General features: G+C 73.4%; 20 protein-coding genes, 1 tRNA gene and 1 pseudogene. 13 read left to right on the top strand and 9 right to left on the bottom strand.

Annotation, left to right across the window (positions count from 1 at the left end; translation table 11 throughout):
* Positions 1-171 precede the first annotated feature (171 nt).
* From G7Z13_RS12345 to G7Z13_RS12335, 3 genes are read right to left on the bottom strand one after another with little or no spacing between them, the layout of a single operon-like run.
* A complete protein-coding gene (locus G7Z13_RS12345) occupies positions 172-1545 on the bottom strand; it encodes an O-antigen ligase family protein (protein WP_165998701.1) in 1374 nt (457 codons plus the stop codon).
* Positions 1546-1550: 5 nt separating this feature from the next.
* Positions 1551-2987 carry an exopolysaccharide biosynthesis polyprenyl glycosylphosphotransferase gene (locus G7Z13_RS12340; protein WP_240926191.1) on the bottom strand — a complete coding sequence of 479 codons (1437 nt, stop codon included), beginning with the start codon at positions 2985-2987 and terminating at the stop codon, positions 1551-1553.
* Positions 2984-4228, bottom strand: coding sequence for a glycosyltransferase (locus tag G7Z13_RS12335; protein ID WP_165998700.1), 1245 nt, complete (start codon positions 4226-4228; stop codon positions 2984-2986). The genes G7Z13_RS12340 and G7Z13_RS12335 overlap by 4 nt, the downstream gene beginning before the upstream one ends.
* A 523-nt stretch (positions 4229-4751) precedes the next feature.
* Here G7Z13_RS12335 and G7Z13_RS12330 point away from each other — a divergent pair.
* The 5 genes from G7Z13_RS12330 (at position 4752) to G7Z13_RS12310 (ending at position 8348) form a co-directional block, all read left to right on the top strand.
* Complete coding sequence (locus G7Z13_RS12330) at positions 4752-4991, top strand: chaplin (RefSeq protein WP_165998698.1); 240 nt, start codon at positions 4752-4754, stop codon at positions 4989-4991.
* Between the two features lie 231 nt (positions 4992-5222).
* Complete coding sequence (locus tag G7Z13_RS12325; RefSeq protein WP_165998696.1) at positions 5223-5999, top strand: hypothetical protein; 777 nt, start codon at positions 5223-5225, stop codon at positions 5997-5999.
* Between the two features lie 166 nt (positions 6000-6165).
* The gene (locus G7Z13_RS12320; protein ID WP_165998694.1) at positions 6166-6456 is read left to right on the top strand and encodes a hypothetical protein; all 291 of its coding nucleotides are present in this window, start codon (positions 6166-6168) and stop codon (positions 6454-6456) included.
* A gap of 511 nt (positions 6457-6967) precedes the next feature.
* Entirely contained in the window at positions 6968-7498 is a 531-nt protein-coding gene (locus tag G7Z13_RS12315) for a tyrosinase cofactor (protein WP_165998692.1), read from the top strand.
* Positions 7482-8348 carry a tyrosinase family protein gene (locus tag G7Z13_RS12310; protein WP_165998690.1) on the top strand — a complete coding sequence of 289 codons (867 nt, stop codon included), beginning with the start codon at positions 7482-7484 and terminating at the stop codon, positions 8346-8348. Before G7Z13_RS12315 ends, G7Z13_RS12310 begins: the two co-directional genes overlap by 17 nt.
* A 66-nt stretch (positions 8349-8414) precedes the next feature.
* Here G7Z13_RS12310 and G7Z13_RS12305 read toward each other — a convergent pair whose 3' ends face one another.
* Together G7Z13_RS12305 and G7Z13_RS12300 are read right to left on the bottom strand one after the other, a co-directional pair.
* Positions 8415-8735, bottom strand: coding sequence for a chaplin (locus G7Z13_RS12305; RefSeq protein WP_165998688.1), 321 nt, complete (start codon positions 8733-8735; stop codon positions 8415-8417).
* Between the two features lie 300 nt (positions 8736-9035).
* A tRNA-Arg gene (locus G7Z13_RS12300) sits at positions 9036-9111 on the bottom strand.
* A gap of 321 nt (positions 9112-9432) precedes the next feature.
* Between G7Z13_RS12300 and G7Z13_RS12295 the strand changes: the two genes are divergently transcribed.
* The 4 genes from G7Z13_RS12295 to G7Z13_RS12280 all read left to right on the top strand — a co-directional run bounded on the left by G7Z13_RS12295 (position 9433) and on the right by G7Z13_RS12280 (position 15664).
* Complete coding sequence (locus tag G7Z13_RS12295; protein WP_165998685.1) at positions 9433-11040, top strand: dynamin family protein; 1608 nt, start codon at positions 9433-9435, stop codon at positions 11038-11040.
* Between the two features lie 3 nt (positions 11041-11043).
* A complete protein-coding gene (locus tag G7Z13_RS12290; protein ID WP_165998683.1) occupies positions 11044-13257 on the top strand; it encodes a YfjP family GTPase in 2214 nt (737 codons plus the stop codon).
* 206 nt (positions 13258-13463) lie between these two features.
* Positions 13464-13991, top strand: a complete 528-nt coding sequence (locus G7Z13_RS12285; protein WP_165998681.1) for a single-stranded DNA-binding protein — start codon at positions 13464-13466, stop codon at positions 13989-13991.
* A gap of 257 nt (positions 13992-14248) precedes the next feature.
* On the top strand, positions 14249-15664 hold the full coding sequence (locus G7Z13_RS12280; RefSeq protein WP_165998679.1) for a Cys-Gln thioester bond-forming surface protein: 1416 nt from the start codon (positions 14249-14251) through the stop codon (positions 15662-15664).
* Here the strand turns inward: G7Z13_RS12280 and G7Z13_RS33625 are convergent.
* Positions 15655-15894 (bottom strand): annotated as a pseudogene (locus G7Z13_RS33625) (DUF6415 family natural product biosynthesis protein); the annotation flags it as partial. The gene G7Z13_RS12280 and the pseudogene G7Z13_RS33625 overlap by 10 nt on opposite strands.
* Before the next feature lie 1103 nt (positions 15895-16997).
* Here G7Z13_RS33625 and ettA point away from each other — a divergent pair.
* The 3 genes from ettA to G7Z13_RS12265 are packed head-to-tail and all read left to right on the top strand — an operon-like array spanning position 16998 to position 19777.
* Positions 16998-18662, top strand: coding sequence for an energy-dependent translational throttle protein EttA (gene ettA / locus G7Z13_RS12275; protein WP_165998677.1), 1665 nt, complete (start codon positions 16998-17000; stop codon positions 18660-18662).
* Between the two features lie 6 nt (positions 18663-18668).
* Entirely contained in the window at positions 18669-19085 is a 417-nt protein-coding gene (locus tag G7Z13_RS12270) for a thioesterase family protein (protein WP_165998675.1), read from the top strand.
* The gene (locus tag G7Z13_RS12265; protein WP_165998673.1) at positions 19082-19777 is read left to right on the top strand and encodes a hypothetical protein; all 696 of its coding nucleotides are present in this window, start codon (positions 19082-19084) and stop codon (positions 19775-19777) included. Before G7Z13_RS12270 ends, G7Z13_RS12265 begins: the two co-directional genes overlap by 4 nt.
* Before the next feature lie 48 nt (positions 19778-19825).
* On the opposite strand, the gene G7Z13_RS12260 is transcribed toward G7Z13_RS12265, so the two are convergent.
* Complete coding sequence (locus G7Z13_RS12260) at positions 19826-20239, bottom strand: globin (RefSeq protein ID WP_165998671.1); 414 nt, start codon at positions 20237-20239, stop codon at positions 19826-19828.
* Positions 20240-20352: 113 nt separating this feature from the next.
* Here G7Z13_RS12260 and G7Z13_RS12255 point away from each other — a divergent pair, with 113 nt between their 5' ends.
* Positions 20353-21339: a methyltransferase domain-containing protein gene (locus G7Z13_RS12255; protein ID WP_165998669.1), complete on the top strand. Its 987-nt coding sequence runs from the start codon at positions 20353-20355 to the stop codon at positions 21337-21339.
* 30 nt (positions 21340-21369) lie between these two features.
* Here the strand turns inward: G7Z13_RS12255 and G7Z13_RS12250 are convergent, their stop codons facing one another.
* Complete coding sequence (locus tag G7Z13_RS12250; protein ID WP_165998667.1) at positions 21370-22833, bottom strand: FHA domain-containing protein; 1464 nt, start codon at positions 22831-22833, stop codon at positions 21370-21372.
* A gap of 82 nt (positions 22834-22915) precedes the next feature.
* Complete coding sequence (locus G7Z13_RS12245; RefSeq protein ID WP_165998665.1) at positions 22916-24262, bottom strand: VWA domain-containing protein; 1347 nt, start codon at positions 24260-24262, stop codon at positions 22916-22918.
* Positions 24263-24271 lie beyond the last annotated feature (9 nt).

The following is a 24271-nucleotide window of genomic DNA, read 5'->3' as shown; positions in this document are numbered from 1 at the left end:
TGGGCATCGCGGCCTCTGCGGCGCTCAGGGCGTTCGGGGCGTTCGGGGCGGCGGGCGGGTCCGCGGTCACCGGGGCAGGGACGGGACCCGGGGACTCCTGGACCCCCTGGGCTTCCCGGTGACCGGTGTCCCCACGGCTGTCCGGCCGGGGCACCCGGGGCGGTGTCACCGTCATCGCGCGGGTGCCTCCTCCGGGCGGATCCCGGCCGGCGTGCCCCCCGCGGGGGCCCCGGCCAGCGCCCACCACGCGACGAGTCCGAAGCAGACGGCGGTCAGGACGGCGGAGGGGCCGCCGATGTCGGCGTACAGGAAGTCGGTGAGCTGCCACACGAGCAGCCCGCAGGCCACCGACGCACAGTCCAGGCCCGCTCCCCGCGATCGCCCGGTGCTGCGGGGCCAGCCCGCCCGCACCCGCCACAGCCCGCGCAGCGCGCACACCAGCAGCACGCACCAGCTGCCCACGAATGCCGACAGGCCGATGATCCCCTGTTCGCTGAGCACCAGCAGGTACATGTTGTGCGGGGACAGCAGCGGCTGCTTGCGGAAGGCCGCGCCCGCGCCCTCCGTGTCGCTGCCCGCCGACAGCGCCAGCGAGGCGTGCGTGTCCCGGTATTCGGGAAAGCCCTTCAGCCCGACCCCGGTCAGCGGCCGTTCGTGCCACATCCCGGCGGCCGCCGCCCACAGCGTGTACCGGTCGGTGACCGACTGGTCGGGCGCCTCCGTGACCTGGGTGATGCTGGCGAGCCGCTCCTGCAGCATGGCCGTGCCGACGCCGAACCCGCCGACCAGGACCACCCCCGCGGCCACCACCACGGCCGCCACCCGCAGCGCCCGCCGCAGTCCGGCCATCACCAGCTGCGTCAGGCAGGTCACCGCCGTGGCGATCCAGGCGCCCCGGCTGAAGGAGAGGGCGAGCGGCAGCAGCAGGCCCAGGGCGCAGGCGAGGGCGCAGACGCGGTGCCGTACGGCGCGGTCGCGGCCGAGGGCGAGCCCGACCGCGCACACCAGTCCGAGGGACACCACGGTCGCCATCCCCATGATGTCCTGCGGACCGAAGGTGCCGACCGCGCGGATCGGACGGCCCTGGTAGGAGGCGCCGGTCTCGGTCACGTACTGGTGCACACCGACCGCCCCCTGCCACACCGCGAGTCCCACGAGCGACCAGGCGAGCAGCCGGAAGTCGCGCCGGTCGCGGATGAGCAGGGCCACGGCGGCCGGGACCAGGACGAACACCTGGAGGTAGCGGCTGAGGCCGGTGAGCCCGCCGCCCGGCGAGGCCGCACCCGCCGCGGCGAAGGCGAGCCCGACGACCGGCGCTCCGAGCACGACGGCCGCGGTCCGGGTCAGGGGGCGCCGCCGTTGCCGCAGCAGCCGGACCCCGCAGAAGACGACGACCAGCGCGGACAGCACGTCCGCGGGACCGGCTCCGCCCTCGTCGCCAGGGGCGACGGGCAGCGCGAGCAGCGCGACCACGGCCACCACCGGCAGCACCGGCGACAGCGGGCGAGGGGCGCGCCACCCGGCGGGTGGCTGAGCGTGACTCATCCGGCTCAGCTCCCCGTCGGCCGGACCAGCGCCGCCGCGGTGCGCAGCAGGATGCACACGTCCTGCCACAGCGACCAGTCGTCGATGTAGGCGTTGTCGAAGCGGGCCCGGTCCTCGATGGAGGTGTCCCCGCGCAGCCCGTTGACCTGGGCGAGGCCGGTGATGCCGGTCGGCATCCGGTGACGGGCCGCGTAGCCGGGGTACGCCTGGCTGAACTGGCCGACGAAGTAGGGGCGTTCCGGACGCGGACCGACCAGGCTCATGTCACCGCGGAAGACGTTCCACAGCTGGAGCAGCTCGTCCAGCGAGGTGCGGCGCAGGAAGCGGCAGAACCACGGCATGTCCCGTTCGTTCGCCACGCTCCACCGGGTCGCCGCCTCACGCGCGTCGGCCGGCCGGTGGGTGCGGAACTTCAGCAGGGTGAAGGGGAGCCCGTCCTTGCCGATGCGCTCCTGCCGGAACACCACACCGGGCCCGTCGCCCAGCCGCAGCACCGTCGCGCACACCAGCAGCAGCGGACTCGCCACCACCAGCAGCAGCCCCGACACGACGACGTCCAGGAGCCGCTTGCCGGCGCTGCCGCGCCACCCGGGCCCCGGCTCCAGGCGTCGGCAGGCGAATCCGGCGATCCGGTCGGGGGCCGCGTACGACGGCGAGTCCGCGTCGATCTCCCACACCGCGCACCCCGACTCGGCGAGCTGCCGCAGCAGCGGCCCCTGCTCGGTCCGCACCGACGGATGCACGGCCAGGACGTCCCGTACGGAATTCTGGATCAGCGCCCGCTGGACCTCCCCGACGGTGGTCAGTACCGGCAGCCCGTCGACGTCGTCCAGCCGCTCGGCCACGATCCCCACCGGGCGCACCCCGCAGCGCGGATGCCGCAGCACCGCGGCGGCCACCCGCTGCGCGGTCCGGGCGGGACCGACGACCAGCGCGGCCCGCGGCCGGCGCAGCAGCGCGGCGCGCCGCCGCCAGTGCACGACGGCCCGCCCGGTGAGAGCGGCCGCGCAGTGCGTCGCGCAGCCGGCGGCGAGGGTGCGGGCGGACAGCGCGTGGTGCGGGGCGTACGCCGCGACCAGCGCGGCCAGCGCCAGCCAGGCCACCGCGATCCTGCCGCACACGGAGGGCAGTTCGTCCAGCACGCCCTGCGTCCGGCGCGGCGGCCGGTGCGGGCGCAGCAGCAGCGCGGCGGAGACCAGGAGCGCCATGAGGACCGGACGGTGGTGTCCGGCGAGGGCGAGGCAGCCCAGCAGGGCGGCCAGCAGGTCCGCGAGGAGCAGCGGCAGCGGCGCGCCGGGCCGCGCCGGGGGACGCCGGGCCGGGAACCGGAAGCCGGGACCCCGGCGGCGGGCCGGCAGCACCGAGACGGGCCGGTATCCCTTGCCCCAGGGCTGGGCCCCGGGGGAGGGCACCGTGCTTTCGGCAGTACTTTCCGTACTCACGAGTGGATGGACTCCCTGTACTCGGTGGGCACGACACGTGCCCCGGGGCCCCTGCCGAGCAGGTCACGGTAGAGGTCCGCGACCGCCGCGGCCGTGTGCCGCGCGTCGTGCGCGGACTGGATGTGACGGCGCGCCCGCCGGCCGAGCGAGGCGCGCAGCGGCGGGTCGAGCAGCAGCCGGACGACGGCCGCGGCGAGCGCCGCCGGGTCGCCCGCGGGCACCAGGCAGTGCGGGCGCAGCGCGAGCGGCAGGCTTTCCCGGGCGCCGTCCACATCCGTCACCACCACCGGCCGGCCACAGGCCATCGCCTCCAGCGGAGCCAGTGCCATGCCCTCCCAGCGCGACGGCAGGACGACCAGATCGGCCGCCTGGTACCAGGGGACGACATCGGCGACGGCACCGACGAGCCGTACGGACGCGGGAGGCTTCAGCCGGTCACGATCCGGGCCGTCGCCGACCAGCACCAGCCGTGCGTCCGGCACGCGGGCGCGGACCGCCCCCCAGGCGTCGAGCAGGACGTCCTGCCCCTTCTGCCGGCACAGCCGGCCGACGCAGACGACCAGCGGGACCCGCGGACCGGTGCCCGGCAGCAGCGCGGCGCGTACGGCACCGGCGTCGGAGCGGGCCCCATGGCCGGGGCCGGAGCGGGGGCCGGAGGAGGATTCGCAGTCGAGGGCGGAGAAGGGGTCGGGGGCGGGACGGAAGCGGTGCGGGTCGACGCCGTTGGGGATCACCGACCAGCGCCCGTCGATCCCGGCACGCAGCCCGGTCTCCCGCTCCGCCTCGCTCACACACACCGTCCGGTGCGCCCACCGGGCCCCGTGCCGCTCCCACCGGAGCGCCAGCGCCCCGGTGACCCCGCCGACCGCCTCGAACGACCAGGCGTGCGGCTGGAACACGGTGGGAATGCGCCCGCGCACCGCCAGCCGCCCGGCCAGTCCCGCCTTGGCACTGTGCGCGTGCACCAAGTCGGGCCGCACCTCGGCGACGAGGCGGGCCAGCCGCCGTACCTCACCCACGAGCGAGGGCCCGGGCGCCCGGGTGGCCCGCCACGTCCGGACGTCGACGCCCGCCGACCGCAACCGGTCGGCGAAGCGGCTCTCGGGGCAGCCGACGGTCACCCGCATGCCGGCCGCGAGCTGAGCTGCCGCCAGGTCGGCGACGACCCGGGCCACGCCGCCGTCGACGGGCTGGGTGAGATGAAGGACCCGTGGCCAGGGGTCGGGTGCTGACTGGTGCATGCGCGGTTCCTCGCTCACGGACGGTGCTCGGTACGGGCGGGAACGCTCCTCATTTCCGTGAGCCGGCGGCGAACAGCACGTCGGCCCTCGCCGCGTCGGCCTGTGGAACGAGCCGGACGCCCGGCTGGTTACGACCGTTGCCCAAGGCCTCACCGAGAACGGAGGTGTCCGGGGTGCGACGGCGGGTGCCCGTCCGGTGACGGCGGACGAGCCGCCGCCGGCCGCCGGGTTCCGCGGTCGGGGCCCACCCGTCGTCCTGCGTCGGCTTCCGCTCGCCCAGGGAGTTGCGCATGACCGGCTGTGGCCCTTTCGTGCGATCGGCTGGCACTACGGGTGCGTCGAGTGATCCGCAACTCTAGTCATTGTCCGAATTAATCCGGCGAAACGAGACAAGTGTGTCGAAATGGTGGAGTGCTCTCTCGGTGAGATCACTCCTTCGGAGGCGGAACCCGGGCGCCTCCCGCGCGTTGACACAGCGCCGGGCATCCGCCCGGGTGTGTGTCAACCCAAGGAGCATTTCTCCATGTCGCGTATCGCGAAGGGCCTGGTTCTGACGTCCGCCGCCGTTGCCGCGGTTGCCGGCACCGCCGGTGCGGCCGCAGCCGACGCCGGCGCCAAGGGCGCGGCCGCCCACTCCCCGGGCGTGCTGTCCGGCAACGTCGTCCAGGTCCCGGTTCACGTGCCGGTCAATGTGTGCGGCAACACCGTGAACGTCATCGCCGCGCTGAACCCGGCGTTCGGCAACGTCTGCGTCAACGACTGACGTCGCATCACCCCATGAGGCCGGCCGCCCTCCCCTGGAGGGCGGCCGGCCCGTGTGCGCCGACCCGAATGGAGGGGTGCGGGTGCCGCTTGGTGCGTGGTGCTCCACGAGCCCCCTCAGCAGGGATGATGCCGACGAAGCCGATGCGCGCGGTGCGTGTGTGCCGGTTGCAGGCAGCGATGTCCGCTCGCACCGTGGACGCAAAGTCCGACGCAACCGGAAGGAACACTCATGCGCGGTCTGTCCGTTCGGCGCATCGCCTGCACCGCCCTCTGCGCCACCGTTGTCATCGGGATCGCCGGACCGTCCGCGCTGGCGGCCGATCAGGACACCGCACGTGTCCGAGCCGCGTCCGGAACGGGTCTTCCCGGTGCGGAGGAGCTGCTCGCCCGTACGGCAGCGCTCGGCGACCTCGGTACCGTGCTCGACCCGGTCACCGACGTGCTCACCACCGTGCTCGAGGCCGACGCCGGCCGGCTCACCGACGCTGAGGCCGACAAGCTCGCCGTGGCCGTGAAGGAGTCCCTCGCCCAGGCCACCGCCCTGCCTTCCGCGACGCCGGTCCCCGACGCCTCCCCGGCCGCCCCCCTCGTGCCGGCCGCCCCCTCCCCGGCGGCGTCGTCTTCCCCGGCCGTGCCCGCGGCCCCCGTGTCCTCCGCACCACCCGCCGCGCTCCCGGCACCGACCTCCCTCGCCGACAGCGAGGACGAGGCCGTCACGACCGGTTTCCTGGACGAGCTGCTGGACGCCCTGCAAAAGGCCGTCGACGAGCTGCTCGTGGCCGCCACCTCCGACGAGACCGAGCTGGTGGTCCCGGCCTCCGACGAGGTGCTCGACCAGCTGGTCGACGCCCTGACCACCACGCTGGTCGACACCACACCGGCCGAGCCCGCCCTCACCGACCTGTCCGCCGCCACGCTCTCGCTGCCCGTGGCCCTCCCACCCCTGCCGACGACGTCCTTGTCGACGACGTCCCTGTCGACGAGCCTGTCGACGTCCACCTCCTGATCCCCCGGCCTCTCCGGCACCGGCCGAGTCACCGGGCCGTCCACGCGGCGGCCGGGCGACCGTTCATATGTCTTCGGGGCGCGGAGTGTCCGAGCCGCCCCGGGCATCGTTGGGCACGGCGTCCGCAATGCCCCGGCGACATCAGTTGCCGAAGAGAGGAAACACGATGAAATCCCTGAAGGCCGCCGCTGTCGTCGCCGGATCCATGGTCCTCGCCGGTGCCGCCTCGCCCGCGTTCGCCCACGACACCGGGGACCGCACGCCGAACAGCCGCAACGGCGGCTGGCACACGCTGACCAGCGACCGCGTGACGCTCGCGGACGCGATGCCGTTCCAGCACCAGTCGCGCGTGCTCGACAGTAAGAACAAGAACTCCCTGCTGCACACCGTGAACGACACCTCCGACACGCTCAACGACAGGGGCAGCCTGCTCGGCGGCATGCCGCTGCAGGCCTGACGGGCCCCTCCACGACGTCCCGCGCGGCCGGTCCTCCCCCACCAGGAACCGGCCGCGGCCGTTTCCGCCGTACCGGGAACCGGCCCCCGCCCGGCCCCGCTGTCGAACCGGCGCGCAGACGCCGTCCCTCGCCCGTGCGGAGACCCGACCGGCCAACGCCCGCAGGGGTGGGAACACCCCCGGCGAGGCTTCGGTCCGCCGAGAGGGCGCGCGGTGACCACCACCCCCAACGGCCACGGCTCCCATCCCTTCATGGGGGGACGTCTGGACCAGCTGACAGCCGACGGCTGACAAACGCACGACCGACGACTGCCATCGGACGCTGACCGGCCGGACGCCGGTCGCCGCGTCACCCCGGGGAGCGGAGGGCAGGGACCGGGCGTGGTGTGGAGCCCTCCGCCCGAGCCGCCTTTCGCCTGTTCGCGGGCGTGTCGCGGTCCGGGACGGTGACCGGCGGGAGGGGCGGCCGGTTAGTCCCGTACGGACAACCGAACCGGACGAGGAGCACACGATGGTCGTCAGCGTCGGCGGACCCACGACGGACACGGAGGGCGGACCGGCTTCCGCGGGCACCGGACCGCCGGGACCGGACGCCACGTGCGCGTCCCGGCGCGACCTGGTGCGCGGCCTGGTGGCCTCGGCCGCCATCCTGGGTGTCGCCCCCCTGGCGGTGGCGTCCCTCCCCGCGCGCCGTGAGGAACCACCCGCGAACCTCGTGGACCCGGCGAACCCCCGGGACCGCGCGGACCTCGCCTTCGACGAGGTCTACCGGAGCCGGCGCATCCGTGGCATGCCCGTCGGCACCGCCGGCCCCGCCTTCGGCGCCGGATCGTGGCAGGTAACCGTCGACGGCCGCCCTCTGCACCTGATGCGCCGCGCCGACGGTGGCTGGCTCAGCATGGTCGACCACTACTGCTCGTACCCGACCCCGCTGGAAGCCGCCCGCGCGGCCGTCGACGAACTGGGGCCGGCCCAGCGACTGCGCTACGTGGACCCCGCCGCCGGCCACCACGAGGAGGAGCGTCATGGCGTACACGCGTAAGGACGTCAGCACACTGACCCGCACCGAGCGGCGCCGGTTCGTCATGGCACTGCTGGAACTCAAACGCCGCGGCGAGTACGACGAGTTCGTGCGGATGCACATCGAGTACTACGTCGCCGACGGCGAACGGGGCCTGCGTACGGCGCACATGGCGCCCTCCTTCCTGCCCTGGCACCGGAAGTTCCTGCTGGAGCTCGAGAAGGCGCTCCGCCGGATCGACGATTCGGTGTCCGTGCCGTACTGGGACTGGACCCGGAACCGCGCACCGTCCTCCGTGCCGTGGACCGAGGACCTGCTGGGCGGCAACGGGCGGCCCTCCGACCGGCAGGTGATGACCGGGCCGTTCGCCTACGCACGGGGCAACTGGAAGCTGAAGGTCGGTGTGACCGACGGCGAGTTCCTGACGCGCGACCTCGGCCGGGCCCGCGATCCCATCGACCTGCCCACCAGGGACGAACTGGAATGGGCGATGAAGGACCCCGTCTACGACGCCTCGCCCTGGGACTCGAGGGTCACCAAAGGCTTCCGCAACAAGCTGGAAGGCTGGGGCGCAGGCCGGGGCAGCGCCTCGTGGCACAACCACAACCGGGTGCACCGGTGGGTCGGTGGGGTGATGGTCGGCGGCGCGTCCGTCAACGACCCGGCGTTCTGGCTGCACCACGCCTTCGTCGACCTGGTGTGGTCGCGCTGGCAGCGCAGGCACCGCGAGCACCGTTATCTGCCGGCACAACAGCCGGGGCCCGGCGACCCGCAGCGGGGCCGGATCGTGGCACGGCACGAGAAACTGCCGCCCTGGGACGTGACGCCGAACGACCTGGAGGACCACGCGAGCATCTACCGGTACGCGTGATCCGGTGCGGCGCGGACGCGCCAGAGCCCCGGCGCTCGGGGGTGCCGGGGCTCTGCCATGGACGCGTCAGCTGCCGTAGCCGGTGTCCTTCTTCTCGGCGTTCTTCTTCTTGGCCGCGTTCTTGTCGCTGTTCTCGCCCTTGTCCTCGTCGATGTTGGCGCAGGCGTTGCCGAAGGCGGGGTTCAGCAGGGCGACGATGTTGACGGTGTTGCCGCACACATTGACCGGCACGTGAACCGGGACCTGGACGAGGTTGCCCGACAGCACGCCCGGCGAGTGGACGGCAGCGCCCTTCGCGCCGGCGTCGGCCATGGCCAGACCCGCCCCGCTGAGGACCATGGCGCCCGTGCCCAGCGCAACACCGGTTGCCTTTGTGATGCGAGACATCTCGTTCTCCTTAGATTCGGGGAACGCGACGGCCGGTCGCGCCGTCGCACTCCCCGTTCAACGCGGCGGAACATGGCGGGTCACGCGGATCGGACCGGGATCACCCGTCTTGAACAAGGCCGCGCGGGTGGGCGTCGTGGGGGTACGAAAAGCGCATCGCTGAGCCGGACGGCGGGCGACGGCGGTGGCGGCGCACGGCTGGGCTCGCTGCGCGCGCGGCGACGAGATCACAGGGCTGGCGTGTGCCGAGCGCCACCGACCGGCACCGGCCGAAAACCCCCCCGGACGGAGGGTGGAGACTGGCGCCCCCGGCAGGACTCGAACCTGCGGCCAAGCGCTTAGAAGGCGCCTGCTCTATCCACTGAGCTACGGGGGCCGGGTGTGGTGGCCTCTGTCGTGGTGCCCGGGTGTGGGCTGATCCGTGACGTTGCCGGGGACAAGGATAGGGCTCCCGGATCCTTGACCCTGTTGCTTCGCCTCCGTGGCTCGATGTGGAGGTTCGGTGAAGCGGTCCTGATAATCGCAGGCAGGTACGAATCGTGCAGCGCTTTTGACGCCTCGCGCACCGGGTGTTGTGCACTCGTTATGCCTGCGCTGCCGTCCTGTCCCGGTCGTCCCTTCCGTCCCTTGTGTCCTGTCGGCGCGCAGACATGCTCATATGCTTCAGAAATCCCATAAAATTGGGCATTCTTCGCATGTGGTGACCTTGGACGTACGGCCTCAGCTGCTCGACGCACTCTCCGCGCTGCGCGACCGCGTCGCCGCCGCACGCTTCCCGCTGCCCCTGGCGGGGGCCCCACGCGCGCGTGCCAACCGCGACGAACTGCTCGCCCAGCTCGACGACTACCTGGTGCCCCGGTTGAGACAGCCGGAAGCACCGCTGCTCGCCGTCGTCGGGGGATCCACCGGGGCCGGGAAGTCGACGCTCGTCAACTCGCTCGTGGGGCGGCGGGTCAGCGAGGCGGGTGTGCTGCGGCCGACGACACGGACGCCCGTGCTGGTCTGCCACCCGGAGGACCATCACTGGTTCAGCGGCATGCGGGTGCTGCCCGACCTCACGCGCGTGTGGGTACCCCAGCAGGAGGCGAGCGACGACCTGCTGCTCCCCGGCGAGAACCCCGCGCGCGTACTGCGCATCGAGACCGCCGAGACCCTGCCGCCCGGCCTCGCCCTGCTCGACGCGCCCGACATCGACTCCCTCGTCGCCGACAACCGCGTCCTCGCCGCCGAGCTGCTCTGCGCCGCGGACGTCTGGGTCATGGTCACCACGGCGGCCCGCTACGCCGACGCCGTCCCCTGGCATCTGCTGCGCACCGCCAAGGAGTACCAGGTGACGCTGGTCACCGTGCTCGACCGAGTGCCCCACCAGGTGGTCTCCGAGGTCTCCCGGCAGTACGGCGCCCTGCTCACCAAGGCCGGCCTCGGCCACGTGCCCCGGTTCACCGTGCCCGAGCTGCCCGAGTCCGCCTGGGGCGGCGGACTGCTGCCCGCCACCGCCGTCGCACCGCTGCGCACCTGGCTCGTCCACCAGGCCCAGGACCCCGCCGCCCGCCAGCACGCCATGGCCCGCACCGCGTACGGCGTCCTCGACTCCCTGAAGTCCCGGATGCCCGAGCTGGCCAGCGCCGCCGCCGCCCAGTACTCCGCCGCCCTGCGCCTCACCTCCGCCGTCGACACCGCCTACGACAGCGAGCACGCGCGCGTGCGCAGCCGCCTCCAGTCCGGGGCCGTACTCGCCGGCAACGCCCTCAAGCGGTGGCGTGCCTTCCCGCTCGACTGCACCGCCGGGGAACTGCTGGACGCGCTCGTGGACAGCCTCGGCGACCTGCTGCTGTGCGCCGTCACCGCCGCCGACGAGCGTGTCCACGACGCCTGGCGGCGCGAACCCGCCGCGGGCGCCCCCGAACTCGCCGACCCCGACACCGGGCCGGACTGCGCCGAACACCGGATCGGGATGGCCGTACGGCGGTGGCGGCGCGAGCTGGAGGAGTACGCCGAGGAGGAGGTGCGCGAGCTCGACCGCACCCCCGCGCCCGACCCCGAGGTGGTCGCCGCCCTCGTCGCCACCGCGCTGCTCGGCGGCCGCCGGGCCCGGTCGGCGGGCGAGGGCCTGGCCGAGCGGATCGGTGCGCACGGGGCGCTGCGACTGCGGGACCGGGGCGGGCGGCTGCTCGCCGAGTACCTGGACCGCGTGATCCACGCCGAGCGCGAACGCCGTCTCGCCCCGCTCGACGCCCTCGACGTCCACCCCGAGCCGCAGGCCGAACTCATCGCCGCGCTGTCCGTACTGCAGAAGGAGAGGTGACCGGTGACCGCCGTCACGGACCAGGACCACACCGAGCACGCTGATCAGGGGGGTCGCTCGGACCGTGAGGGGTGCGTGGGCCACTCAGGTCACGCCAGTCACTCCGCTCACGCTGGTAACTCCCGTCACACCGAGCGACGCGCTACGGAGGAGCAGGCCGCCGGCGAGGGCCGGGAGCCAGGGGAGGCAGGTGTGCGCGCGGAGAGTGAGGAGACGGGCGCCGCTCGCGCGGAGGACGACGGGAAAGGCACCTCCTGTGTGGAGGGCGATGGGAAGGGCGGATCCCGCGTGGAGGGCGATGTCGAAGGGCGCGGTGCGAAGGGGAGCGGGACGGGCGGCATGGCGGGGGACACGCGTGGCGGGGAGAAAGGCGTCGGAGAAAAGGACGGCGGAGGCAAGGACGGCGGAGGGGAGGACCGAGAGGGGAACGGCCGCGCGGGGAAGGGCGGCACGCGTGGGAAGGGCGGCGGTGCCCCTGGGGCTCGTACCGGCCGTCCGGAGTCCGGCATCGCCTGGGACGACGGGCTGATCGCGCGGCGGGTCACCGAAGGGGCCGTCACGGCCGAGCCGGTCACCGTGTCCGAGACCCGCATCGGCGGGCTGGGCGGGGCGCACGGCGAGCCGCCCACGCCGGTGTTCGACGGGCGACTGCGGTCGCGGCTGGACGCGCTGCGGGAACTCGTGGGGCTCTCCCGCACCCGGCTCGACAGCCGGACGCTCGCCGAGGCGGGCCGCGTGCTCGACGAGGCGGCCGCGCGGCGCCGGCTGTCCGGGCAGCACACCGTCGTCGCCCTCGCGGGCGCGACCGGCAGCGGCAAGTCACAGCTGTTCAACACGCTGGCCGGAGTGACCATCTCGGAGACCGGCGTACGGCGCCCCACCACGTCGTCGCCCATCGCGTGCAGCTGGAGCGACGGGGCGGCGCCCCTCATCGACCGGCTGGGCATCCCGCCCCGGCTGCGCCGCCGCCCCGCGCAGCACGCGGACGTCGACGGGCAGCTGCGCGGGCTGGTCCTGGTGGACCTGCCCGACCTTGACTCGGCGGCCGTGCGCCACCGCGAGCAGGCGGACCGGGTGCTCGCCCTGGTCGACGCGGTGATCTGGGTCGTGGACCCGGAGAAGTACGCCGACGCCGTGCTGCACGAGCGCTATCTGCGGCCCATGGCCGGGCACGCCGAGATCATGTTCGTCGTCCTGAACCAGATCGACCGGCTGCCCGGTGAGGCCGCCGAGCAGGTCCTCGACGACCTGCGGCGGCTGCTCGACGAGGACGGCATCGCCCTCGGGGAGTACGGCGAGCCCGGCGCGACCGTGCTGGCGCTGTCCGCGCTGACCGGGGACGGCGTCGGTGAACTGCGCGAGGCGCTCGGCCAGTTCGTCGCCGAGCGCGCCGCCCCCGCGCGGCGTATCGCCGCCGACCTGGACGCCGCCGCGTGGCGGCTGCGGCCCGTCTACGCCACCGGCCGGCGCGCCGGGCTCAGCGAGGCGGCGCGGGACGAGTTCTCCGCGCGGCTCGCTGACGCGGTGGGCGCCACCGCCGCCGGGGAGGCCGCCGAGCGGGCCTGGCTGCGCAACGCCAACCGCGCGTGCGGCACGCCGTGGCTGCGGCTGTGGCGGTGGTGCCACGGCCGGCGGGAACCGTCCACGGGTCGTATGCCGGTCCGGGCGCAGGCCGACGAGGAGGCCACCGCGCGGCAGCGGGTCGAGCAGGCGGTGCGGACGGTGGCCGACCGCGCGGCGGCCGGGCTGCCCGCGCCCTGGGCGCAGGCGGTGCGGGAGGCGGCCGTACGGGGCGCGCAGGGACTGCCCGAGGCGCTGGACGAGCTGGCGGCGCGGACCGCACTGCCCGCGGGGCGTCCGCCGCGGCCCGGCTGGTGGCCGGTGGCGGTGCTCGCGCAGGCGTCGATGACGATCCTCCAGGTCATCGGCGGGTTGTGGCTGGTCGGGCAGATCGTCGGGGTCATGTCGCCGAACCTCGGGGTGCCGGTGCTGCTGATGGTGGCCGGGATCGTCGGCGGGCCGCTGGTGGAGTGGAGCTGCCGGCTGGCGGCGCGGGGGCCTGCCCGGCGGTACGGGATGGAGGCGGAACGGCGGTTGCGGGAGGCGGCCGCCGGGTGCGGGCGGGCCCGGGTGCTGGATCCGGTGGCGGCGGAGCTGCTGCGGTACCGGGAGGTGCGGGAGCAGTACGGGAGGGTCATCGGGGCGGGGGCGCCGTAGAGGTGGTGCATGTAGGGGGGAGGGGCGGGGCATACCCCGTCACCCGTGTGGGTGGCGGGGTTTTCCACATCCCGGGGGCGGGTCCACAGGCCGCGGCGGGCCCGGCGGAAGGCGGGCAGTCTGGGGGCGCGGCGACCGCGACGGACGCGGTCGCCGGACCAGACGACGCCGCGTACGGGAGGGCCCGTACGAGGGAGGGGCTGACGATGAACGAGACGATCATCTGCGCGGTCGGGAACGTGGCGACCCAGCCGGTCTACCGGGAGACGCCGACGGGAGCGTCGGCGCGGTTCCGGCTGGCGGTGACCGCGCGCTATCTGGACCGTGAGAAGAACGCGTGGACGGACGGCCACACCAACTTCTTCACCGTGTGGGCCAACCGCCAGCTCGCCACGAATGTGATGTCCTCGCTGAACCTGGGGGAGCCGGTGGTGGTGCAGGGCCGCCTCAAGGTGCGCACCGACATGCGGGAGGGACAGAGCCGCACCTGGGCGGACATCGACGCCGTGGCGATCGGCCACGATCTGGCACGGGGCACGGCGGCGTTCCGCCGCACGGGGCGTGCGGAGGGAGCAGCGGGCGCGACGGGACCGGCGGGGCCGGCCGATACGGCGGGGGAGCCGACCTCCTCGTCACCGCGCCCGGAGCCCGACTGGGAGACACCGGCGGACGATTCGTCCAGCGCCGACGCGGTCGCCGGGCAACAGCGGCCGCGAGCAGCGCTGGTGACGTAATGTCAGGTGACGCCCCCACCTGACCGAAGTGCTGGCTTATCGACGAATGCCTGAAACACCCCGTGGATTTGTCGGTAAGCCCAGCTCAAGTCGGTCCGCGCGATAACGATTACGAGTCGGATCACCGCTCTGAAGGGATCACCGGGAAAGGCGGTACGCGCGCCTACCTAGGATGCCGGACATGGCTCCTGGGGCTTGACCACTCTGCTGGCGGGACCGCGCCCCACGTCAACCGGTCCTGCTCGAAGGGGAATTCTGTGTTTGCTTCGTTCTCCGCACGGTCCGTGTGCGGGCGAGGGGCGGCCGGTATCGCCGCCGCGACGCTGGTGTCCGGACTGACCGTGGCGACCCTGACGGCCACCGCCGGACGGGCCGCGGCCGACGAGACGGCGGGCCGGGCCCAGGGTGGCGCGACCGCCACCATCGGCGGCCTGAAGACGTACGGCCCCGCCGTGGTGCACAGCGACGCGGGCGACCAGGAGCTGTCGGCGGGGCTGTTCGAGATGTCCGTCGAGGGCGGCGGCACCCTGCAGACCTACTGCGTCGACATCCACAACCCCACGCAGAAGGACGCCAAGTACCACGAGACGCCGTGGAGCGGCACGTCGCTCGGCGCGAACGAGGACGCGGGCCGTATCCGCTGGATCCTGCAGAACTCCTACCCGCAGGTCAACGACCTGGCGGCGCTCGCGCGCAAGGCCGGTGTGAGCGGCGGCCTCAGCGAGCAGGACGCCGCGGCGGGCACCCAGGTCGCGATCTGGCGCTACTCGGACGGCGTGGACGTCGAGGCCGTCGACCCGCAGGCCGAGAAGCTCGCGGACTACCTTCAGGACAGCGCCCGCGACACCACGGAGCCCGAGGCCTCCCTCACCCTCGACCCGCCCGCGCTCTCCGGCCGCCCCGGCGCGCTCCTCGGCCCGGTCACGGTGAACACCAACGCGGACAGCGTCCGGGTGACCCCGCCGGCCGACGCCGCCACCAGCGGCGTACGGGTCGTCGGGAAGGACGGCAAGCCGGTGACCGCGGCGCAGGACGGCACCCAGCTCTTCTTCGACGTGCCCGCGGACGCGGCGGACGGCTCGACCGAGCTGACCGTACAGGCCTCCACCACCGTGCCGGTGGGCCGCGCCTTCGCCTCCGAAAGCCGCAGCCAGACGCAGATCCTCGCCGGTTCCAGCGAGTCGACCGTGTCCGCGACGGCCACCGCGACCTGGGCGGAGGCCGGTGCCGTACCGGCCCTCTCCGCGGCGGAGAACTGCGCCGAGGGCGGCGTCGACATCACGGCCGTGAACACGGGCGACGCGCCGTTCACCTTCGAGCTGATGGGCATGGAACACACCATCGCCGCGGGCGAGACCCGCACGGTGACGGTGCCCCTCCAGGAGGACCAGGCCTACGACTTCACGATCACCGGCCCCGCCGGCCTCGAACACCGCTTCACCGGTGTCCTCGACTGCCGCACCCAGGCCGCAGAGTCCGAGGACACCAGCGTCTCCACCCAGACCCTCACCGAACCCACCCCCGCCACGGCCGGCGCCCCCACGGAAGACGTCAACCTCGCCGCGACCGGCAGCTCCGGCACCACCCCGCTGATCGGCGGCGTGGCCATCGGCCTGGTGGTGATCGGTGGGGCGGCACTGGTGCTGGTCCGCAAGCGCAAGGCTCAGGACTGACGGGAGAGGCCCGAGGGGCCTCGTCCGCCACTGGTCGGACGGGACCGGCACGCGTTGGCACGGCCGGTCATGGCGGTACGAGGCCGTGCCCGCCCGAGGTGACATCGTCTCACAGCGTGCGCGCGGGCACGCGGTCCGGCGTCCTCGGGAAACCGGCAGGCCAACCCCTCGACGGCCGGGATGGCCGGCATGAGGTGACCGCGCGGCCGGAGTGTCAGTGTCTCCAGCTCGTCTCCGGCCGGTCAGCCCACGAAGCGTGTCCAGGTGCTGAAGACCGTCGCGCTCGATCAGCGAGCCGTCGGGAGCGAACGTGTACACCCGTGGCGGGCTCATGGCTTCCACGGCCCTTCGCACCTGCGCTTCGTGCTCTGCGGGGTCGGTCCGCCGCGGGCCCCGCACATGGAAGCCGTGCAGTCGGATGCTGTTCGCGTCGACGTCCTCCGGCTCGGGACGGCCCTCCTGGACGAAGCCGCAGAGCGCTCGCAGTGCGCCTTCGCCCAAGTCCAGGGGGTGGAACGGCAGCGGGTACGGCTCTTCGTCCTCGTCCGGCCAGGGAATGACGTCGGCCGGGCCGTCTCCGGCCCAGTAGGGCAGCTCGAAGGGGAGCGGTTCGCCGATGTTCTCGATGATGCCGCTGTCCGGAGACAGGCTCAGGGACCGGACGAGACGACCGTCCTCCCACACGGCGAACGCCAGCCAGTCGACGACGCTGTGCATGGCGTGCAGGAGGAGGCGCCGGCCGGCGCTTGCCGCCACGAGGTGTCCCGGAAGGCTGGAGGGGGCATCGATCATCACGTCCTGATCGCCGACGAGCTCCACGCCCGGCCAGCTGGCCGCGTAAACCGTGCCCTTCGGCGGGTACACCCCGTCCCCGAGGCTCGAGCCGTCGCACGCCTCGATCTCGGAGCCCGGACAGAGCCGCCTGATCATGGCTGCCGTCCGGTCGAAGTCCGCCGCCCCCGCTCGGCGCAGCATGGCCGGCACGTCGCCGTCGGCGTACACCAGCAGTCCCGTCTTGGCTCCCGAAGCCCCTCCCCGAAACGTCACCCGTGATGGCGGGCGCACCATAGCGGCAGGCACGGACAACGAAGGCGACGCGTTTCGCCCGCTCAGCCGGGCCCGTCCCGCGGTTGAGCGAAGGCGCCAGCTCCTGATCAGCGAGGGCGCCAGAGACTGATCGAGGACGCCCCGCAGTGACCGTGGAGCCCGAGCCGCATCGGCGAATTTGCAGGTCAGACGCCCCCCTCCATACGGGTTTCCCCCAGGGGGTAGCCGTCAGGCAAGATGGGCTGTATCTGCCCACTGCCAGATTCAAGCTGCCGGACGGTTTCTCTTGGCTGAGTTCATTTACACCATGCGCAAGGCGCGCAAGGCGCACGGCGACAAGGTGATCCTCGATGACGTCACCCTGAACTTCCTCCCCGGGGCGAAGATCGGCGTCGTCGGCCCGAACGGTGCCGGTAAGTCGACCGTGCTGAAGATCATGGCGGGGCTGGAGCAGCCGTCCAACGGTGACGCCTTCCTCTCGCCCGGCTACAGCGTCGGCATCCTGCTCCAGGAGCCCCCGCTGAACGAGGAGAAGACGGTCCTGGAGAACGTCCAGGAGGGTGTCGCCGAGATCAAGGGCAAGCTCGACCGGTTCAACGAGATCGCCGAGCTGATGGCCACCGACTACTCGGACGCGCTGCTCGACGAGATGGGCAAGCTCCAGGAGGAGCTGGACCACGCCAACGCCTGGGACCTCGACGCCCAGCTGGAGCAGGCCATGGACGCCCTGGGCTGCCCGCCGGCCGACTGGCCCGTCACCAACCTCTCCGGTGGTGAGCGGCGCCGCGTCGCGCTGTGCAAGCTGCTGCTGGAGCAGCCCGACCTGCTGCTCCTCGACGAGCCCACCAACCACCTCGACGCCGAGTCGGTGAACTGGCTGGAGCAGCACCTGGCCAAGTACCCGGGCACCGTCGTCGCGATCACCCACGACCGGTACTTCCTGGACAACGTCGCCGAGTGGATCCTCGAGCTCGACCGCGGCCGCGCCTACCCGTACGAGGGCAACTACTCCACGTACCTGGAGACCAAGCAGACCCGTCTGAAGGTCGAGGGCCAGAAGGACGCCAAGCGCGCCAAGCGCCTCAAGGAGGAGCTGGAGTGGGTCCGCTCCAACGCCAAGGGGCGGCAGGCCAAGTCCAAGGCGCGTCTGGCCCGCTACGAGGAGATGGCCGCCGAGGCGGAGAAGATGCGGAAGCTGGACTTCGAGGAGATCCAGATCCCGCCGGGCCCGCGGCTGGGCAACATCGTGGTCGAGGTCGAGAAGCTCAACAAGGCCTTCGGTGAGAAGGTCCTGATCGACGACCTCTCCTTCACGCTGCCGCGCAACGGCATCGTCGGTGTCATCGGCCCGAACGGCGCCGGCAAGACCACCCTGTTCAAGATGATCCAGGGCCTGGAGACGCCGGACTCCGGTTCGATCAAGGTCGGCGACACCGTCAAGATCTCGTACGTCGACCAGAGCCGCGAGAACATCGACCCGAAGAAGACGCTGTGGGAGGTCGTCTCCGACGGCCTCGACTACATCAACGTCGGCCAGGTCGAGATGCCGAGCCGGGCGTACGTGTCCGCCTTCGGCTTCAAGGGGCCGGACCAGCAGAAGCCGGCCGGGGTGCTCTCCGGTGGTGAGCGCAACCGCCTGAACCTGGCGCTGACCCTGAAGCAGGGCGGCAACCTGCTGCTCCTCGACGAGCCGACCAACGACCTCGACGTCGAGACGCTCAGCAGCCTGGAGAACGCGCTGCTGGAGTTCCCCGGCTGCGCCGTGGTCGTCTCCCACGACCGGTGGTTCCTGGACCGCGTCGCCACGCACATCCTCGCCTACGAGGGTGACTCCAAGTGGTTCTGGTTCGAGGGCAACTTCGAGTCGTACGAGAAGAACAAGATCGAGCGGCTGGGTCCGGACGCCGCGCGTCCGCACCGGGCCACCTACAAGAAGCTGACCCGGGGCTGATCGGTCTTGCGGCACATCTACCGCTGCCCGCTGCGCTGGGCGGACATGGACGCGTACGGCCACGTCAACAACGTGGTGTTCCTGCGCTACCTGGAGGAAGCCCGTATCGACTTCCTCTTCCGCCCGGAGAAGGACTTCCAGCAGGGGTCCGTGGTGGCGCGCCACGAGATCGACTACAAGCGGCAGCTCGTCCACCGGCACGAGCCGGTGACCATCGAGCTGTGGGTCACCGAGATCCGGGCCGCCTCCTTCACCATCGCCTACGAGGTGAAGGACGGCGACCAGGTCTACGTCCGGGCGTCGACCGTCATCGTGCCGTTCGACTTCGAACGGCAGCGGCCGCGCCGGATCACCGACGAGGAACGCGCGTTCCTCAAGGAGTACATGGACGACGCCGCCGAGCGGGGAGCCGGCGCGGCATGACGGAGCTGCACCTCGCCGACGAGAGGGAGGCGGCGGACCTCGCCGCCTTCCTCTCCCGGCTGCTCCACTACGACCGTGGGGCCGCGGTGCGCCTCCAGGCGGCGGGCACCGCGCTCGCCGTCTTCGGACGGCCGCCGTCCTTCGAGGTGCTGGCGATCCGCGCCGTACGGCTCGCCAAGCCGTACGAGCACGGGCTGGACGTCACCCTGGACGTCACCGTCTCCGCGGGCGAACTGCTGGAGTCCGTGGACGAGAAGGCGGCCACGGCCGCCGTGCCCGCCGCGGTGACCGGGCCGCCGTGGGCCGGGGTGCTGCCGCCGCGCGGCGGCTGGCAGCCGGAGCCCGGACTGCCGGCGACGGACGCGCTGCGCGCGATGGTCGCCGCCGGGGTCGCCGAGTTCCGCTCCCGCACCGCGGAACTGGCGCCCGAGGCGCGAACGCGGGCCGAGCTGGACCGGATCGGCCGGGAGATCTGGTCCCGGACCGTCGCGGCCACCGGCCTGCCGGTGCGGGCGGTGCACGCCGCCCAGTCGCTGGGCTTCCTGCGGCCCGTGCCCGGCGCCGAGGCGCCGGCGCTGCTGTCCTCCGGGCCCTGGCTGCGGCTGCGCACGCCCTACGGGTCGATCGCCGTACGCCGGTCCCGGCCGGAGGGGCTGGGACTGCTGGGCGTCAGCGTCCGCTCGACGAGCTGAGGGCGGCCGGGGACACAGGGTCCCTGCCGCCCCCTCTTCGGCGCGGGCTCAGCCCGGGGTGTTCACCATCGACGCCGCCGCGTACGTCAGGTAGTTCCACAGCGTGTGCTCGTGCTCCTCGGACAGGCCGAGCTCCTCCACGGCGACCCGCATGTGCTTCAGCCACGCGTCGTGCGCCGCGCGGTCGACCGTGAACGGGGCGTGGCGCATCCGCAGCCGCGGGTGGCCGCGGTTCTCGCTGTACGTCGTCGGACCGCCCCAGTACTGCATCAGGAAGAGCGCGAGCCGCTCCTCCGCGGGGCCCAGGTCCTCCTCGGGATACATCGGCCGCAGGATCGGGTCCTCGGCGACTCCCTCGTAGAAACGGTGGACGAGCCGACGGAAGGTCTCCTCCCCGCCGACCTGCTCGTAGAAGGTCTGCTCCTGAAGCGTGCCACGCCGAATCTCTCTCACGCCCTCCATGCTCTCAGACACCGTGACCGAGGACGGAAGGCCTAGGACCCGCCCGCGGACCCCCCGCTCCCTCCCCACCTGGGGTGCTCGCCTCTGGCTGTGATGCGCAGCACAGTGGAGGTATGGGTGCCCACGCTCTCGACAAGGACCTGGAGGAACTCGCCGTCTCCGCGCGGGCCGCGCTGGTGCGGGAGATCGAGGCGAGCGGCGCCTGGGCCGCGGACCCGGTGTGGCGGGAGGTGTTCGCCGCGGTGCCGCGGCACCTGTTCGTGCCGTACTACTACGTCGGCGTCCTCGGCGGATACGAACGCCGCTGGGGCGAACACCCCGACCCGCGGGCGCGGGAGCGCTGGATGAAGGGCGCGTACGCCGACGAGCCGCTGGCCACCCGGCTGCGCGACGGCCAGTTGCTCTCCTCCAGCAGCCAGCCCTCCCTCATGGCGCTGATGCTGGCCGCGCTCGGGATCGAGGACGGCGACCGGGTGCTGGAGATCGGCGCCGGCAGCGGCTACAACGCGGCCCTGCTCGCGCACCGGCTCGGCGACGGCGACCTCGTCACCACCATCGATCTCGACCCGGAGATCACCGAGTCCGCGCGGCGGCATCTGGACGCCGCCGGCTACCACCCCGTGGTCGTCACCGGGGACGGCGCGCGCGGAGTGCCGCAGCGGGCGCCGTTCGACCGGATCATCGCCACCTGCGCGCTGCCCACGATCCCGCGCGCCTGGCTCGCCCAGTGCCGCCCCGGCGGCCGGATCCTCACCCCGCTCGCCACCGGCCTGATCCTGCTGACGGCCGGCGCCGGCGGGCAGGCCGAGGGACGGTTCCTGGACTCCCCGGCCTACTTCGTGCCGCTGCGCGGCGCCGGCCCGAGCGATGCCGAGCCGGCGGGGCTGGGCGCCGTGCCGCGCCGGGGCCGCGAGGACGACCTGTTCCGGTTCCTGTCCGCGCTGACCCGCGGCAGCCTCGACCCGCAGGAGGCGTACGCGCTGTGGGAGCGCGAGGGCCGGCCGCGCCGCGACCGCTACGGCATCACGGTCACCGGCGAGGGGGAGTGGGCGTGGCTGGACGACCCGGAGGGGCCGTATGCCTGGCCCCTTCCGGGATGAGCCGTCCCGTCCGGCGGTCCGCCCCGGCGGTCAGCCGCGGCGGATGGTGATCGTCGTCCAGGCGCCCACGTGCACCCGGTCGCCGTCCTGGAGCGGCACCGGCACGAACGGCTGGATCGGCTCCTCGGCGCCGTTGACCGTGGTGCCGTTGGTCGAGTTCTGGTCGACGATCGCCCAGCTGCCGTCCGGCTGCTGGACCAGCACCGCGTGCTGGTGCGAGACACCCGGGTCCTCCGGCGGCACCGACAGGTCGATGTCGGGGGTGTCGCCGGTGGAGTGGCGGCGGCGGCCGATGGTGACCTGGTTGCCGGTGAGGGTGCGCCGCTGCTCCGGTGAGTACGCGGGCAGGTTCAGGCCCGCGGCCTCGGGGCCGGAGCGCTGCATCATCGCCATGAAGTACTCGCGGTCCGGGCCGATCGTCGCCGTCCAGGTCGCCGGGCCCTGCGGGGCGGGCGGCGGCGGGGCCTGGTTCGCGCCGGGGTGCGGGTAGCCGTAGCCGCCGCCGGGCTGCGCGGGGGCACCCGGGCCGCCGGGGCCGCCGTGGGTCTGGGGCCCGCCGTGGCCGTGGGGGCCGCCGGGGCCGGTGGACGGCGGGGAGAGCACCCAGTCGTCACCGCCGCCGTAGGACGGGCCGCCGGGGGCACCGGGACCGCCCGGACCACCGGGGCCGCCGGGACCACCGGGGCCCGGCCGGTGGAAGGCCTGCGGGGCGCCACCCGGCGCACCGGGACCGCCCGGACCACCGGGGCCGCCGGGCGGGCCGGGCGGCGGAGGGACCGGACGCGAGGGGTCCGCGCCGTAACCGGGCGGCGGACCCGCCTGGCCGGGCACGGGGGAGGGACCGCCGGGGCGCTCGCCGAAGGGGCCGCCGGGCTGACCCGGACCGCCGCCGGGGCCGGGGAAGCCGCCGGGACCACCGGGACCACCGGGTCCACCGGGTCCACCGGGACCACCGGGTCCGCCGGGCCTGGGCGGCATGCCGGGAGCGCCGTGTCCGCCGGGGCCACCGGGCTCACCGCCGAAGCCGGGGCCGCCCGGAGGGATCGGTTCCGCGGGACGGTTCACCTGTGACGGGCGGGAGCCCTGGTACTCGTACTGGTCCGTGCCGCCGTACGACGGCGGGCCGGGCGGCCGCTGGAAGCGCGGGTCGGGGCCCGGGCCCTGGCCGGGGCCGGGTGCCGGCGGGCGCGGGGGGGACGGCGCGGCCGGGGTGTACGAGGTCGCGGTGTTGGTCAGGAAGTTCCACCGGCACTCCTCGCAGAACGGCGCGCCGCCCTCGCGGGGCGTGCGGCACTGCGGGCACAGCTCCGGCTGCGGGCTGGGCGCGGCGGCCGGCCGGCCGGTCGCGCCGGGCGCGGGCGGCGGGAAGCCGTATCCGCCACCGCCGGGCGGCGGCGGAGGCGGGGGCGGGGGCACGGCTCCGGCCATGCGGTGACCGCAGACCTCGCACCAGTCGTCGGAACCCGACTGGTGTCCGTTCGGGCAGGTCGGCATGTCGGCGCTTCCCCCTCTCCTTTTCCGGTCGCTTCGACCGGATTTCTCCAACCCCAAGGGGTCAGGCTCGTTCCTGTTTACGTCACTTCTTTACACGAACAGTCTTGGTGGACCGAGTCTCGAGAGTCATCTCGTCGGCCTCCGCGACCTTCGCCTTCAGTCGCACAGTACCTGTCGCGGCGTCGACCACGTCCACCACCTTCGCAAGCAGTTTCGCAGTATCCGCGTTCCCCGAGGCGCCGGCGAGCTGAACGGCGCGCCCCAGTTTGGCCGTTGCTCCATCGATGTCTCCGGATTTGCGCAGATCGAGCCCTTCCTGGATGACCTGGGCGAGTTCGGCCTGCCCGGTGTAGTGGGCGACCTGGGGGTTGATCGACGTCGACGCGGCCATGTCGTCGGTCCACACGGCCCGTACGAGACCCTGGGCGCCGAGGTTGTGCGCGCCGCCGTCGGGCTGCGGGATCACCAGCGAGACCCGCGCCGCCAGCATCTCCTGGCCGAGGTCCGCGGCGGGAACCTCCACGCAGAGGTGGTAGTCACGGGACTCGTCCCCCCAGGAACCGGTGGGGTAGTCACCGGCGCGCGGGCCGGCCTCGGTGCGGCGGCCGGTCAGGTCCTCGACCGTGGGCGCCACCTGCTTGACGAACGTGATGGTCGTGCCGACCGGCGTCCACAGCCGCAGCGCGACGTCCGCGACCTCCTTGCCCATCGCCGTCTCCATCATCCGCGTGAAGTCGGCGGCGAGAGCGGCCGGATCGGCGACGATGTCGGCGCTGCCGAGCAGCGCCGAGGCGATGCCTGTGACTTCTTTCACTTCCCAGTCGGTGCCGACGCCGCGCGCGTCACAGGTGAAACGTCCGGCGCAGGCGTCCAGGGAGGCCTTCAGGTCCTCCGGCGACTCGTGTTCGTTGCGGCCGTCGGTGAGCAGGATGCCGTGCCGGATGGCCACGTCCGCGGAGGACAGCAGCCGGTCGGCGAGGCGCAGCCAGGTGCCGATGGCGGTGCCGCCGCCCGCGCTCAGCCTGCGCAGCGCCTGCTTGGCCTGTTCCCGGGTGGTGGGGCTCGCGGTCGCGAGCCGCCCGCCGCCCGGATAGACCTCCTTGGCCACATGGGTGCCGCCGATCACCGCGAAGTGCACGCCGTCGCGCAGGGTGTCGATCGCGGCGGCGGTCGCGTCCCGGGCGTTGCGCATCTTGGCCGGCGGGTAGTCCATCGACCCCGAGCAGTCGACCATGATCGCCACGGCGGCGGACGGGCCCTGGCCGGGCGCGTACACCTGCGGTGCGGTGACGGCGCTGCCGAGGGTGCCGCCGCCGGTCGCGGTCACCGTGACGATCGCGTTGACCTCCCGGCCGCCCTCCGGGAGGAACTCGTTCTGGTACACGTCCACCGAGAACCGGGGCACGTTCGACTTCGACAGTCTGGCCATGCGTACTCG

This window comes from Streptomyces sp. JB150 (assembly GCF_011193355.1).
In the GTDB taxonomy this organism is placed as follows: Bacteria; Actinomycetota; Actinomycetes; order Streptomycetales; family Streptomycetaceae; genus Streptomyces.
Note: the sequence above shows the minus strand (reverse complement) of the source record. Positions and strands in the feature narration are given on the sequence as shown.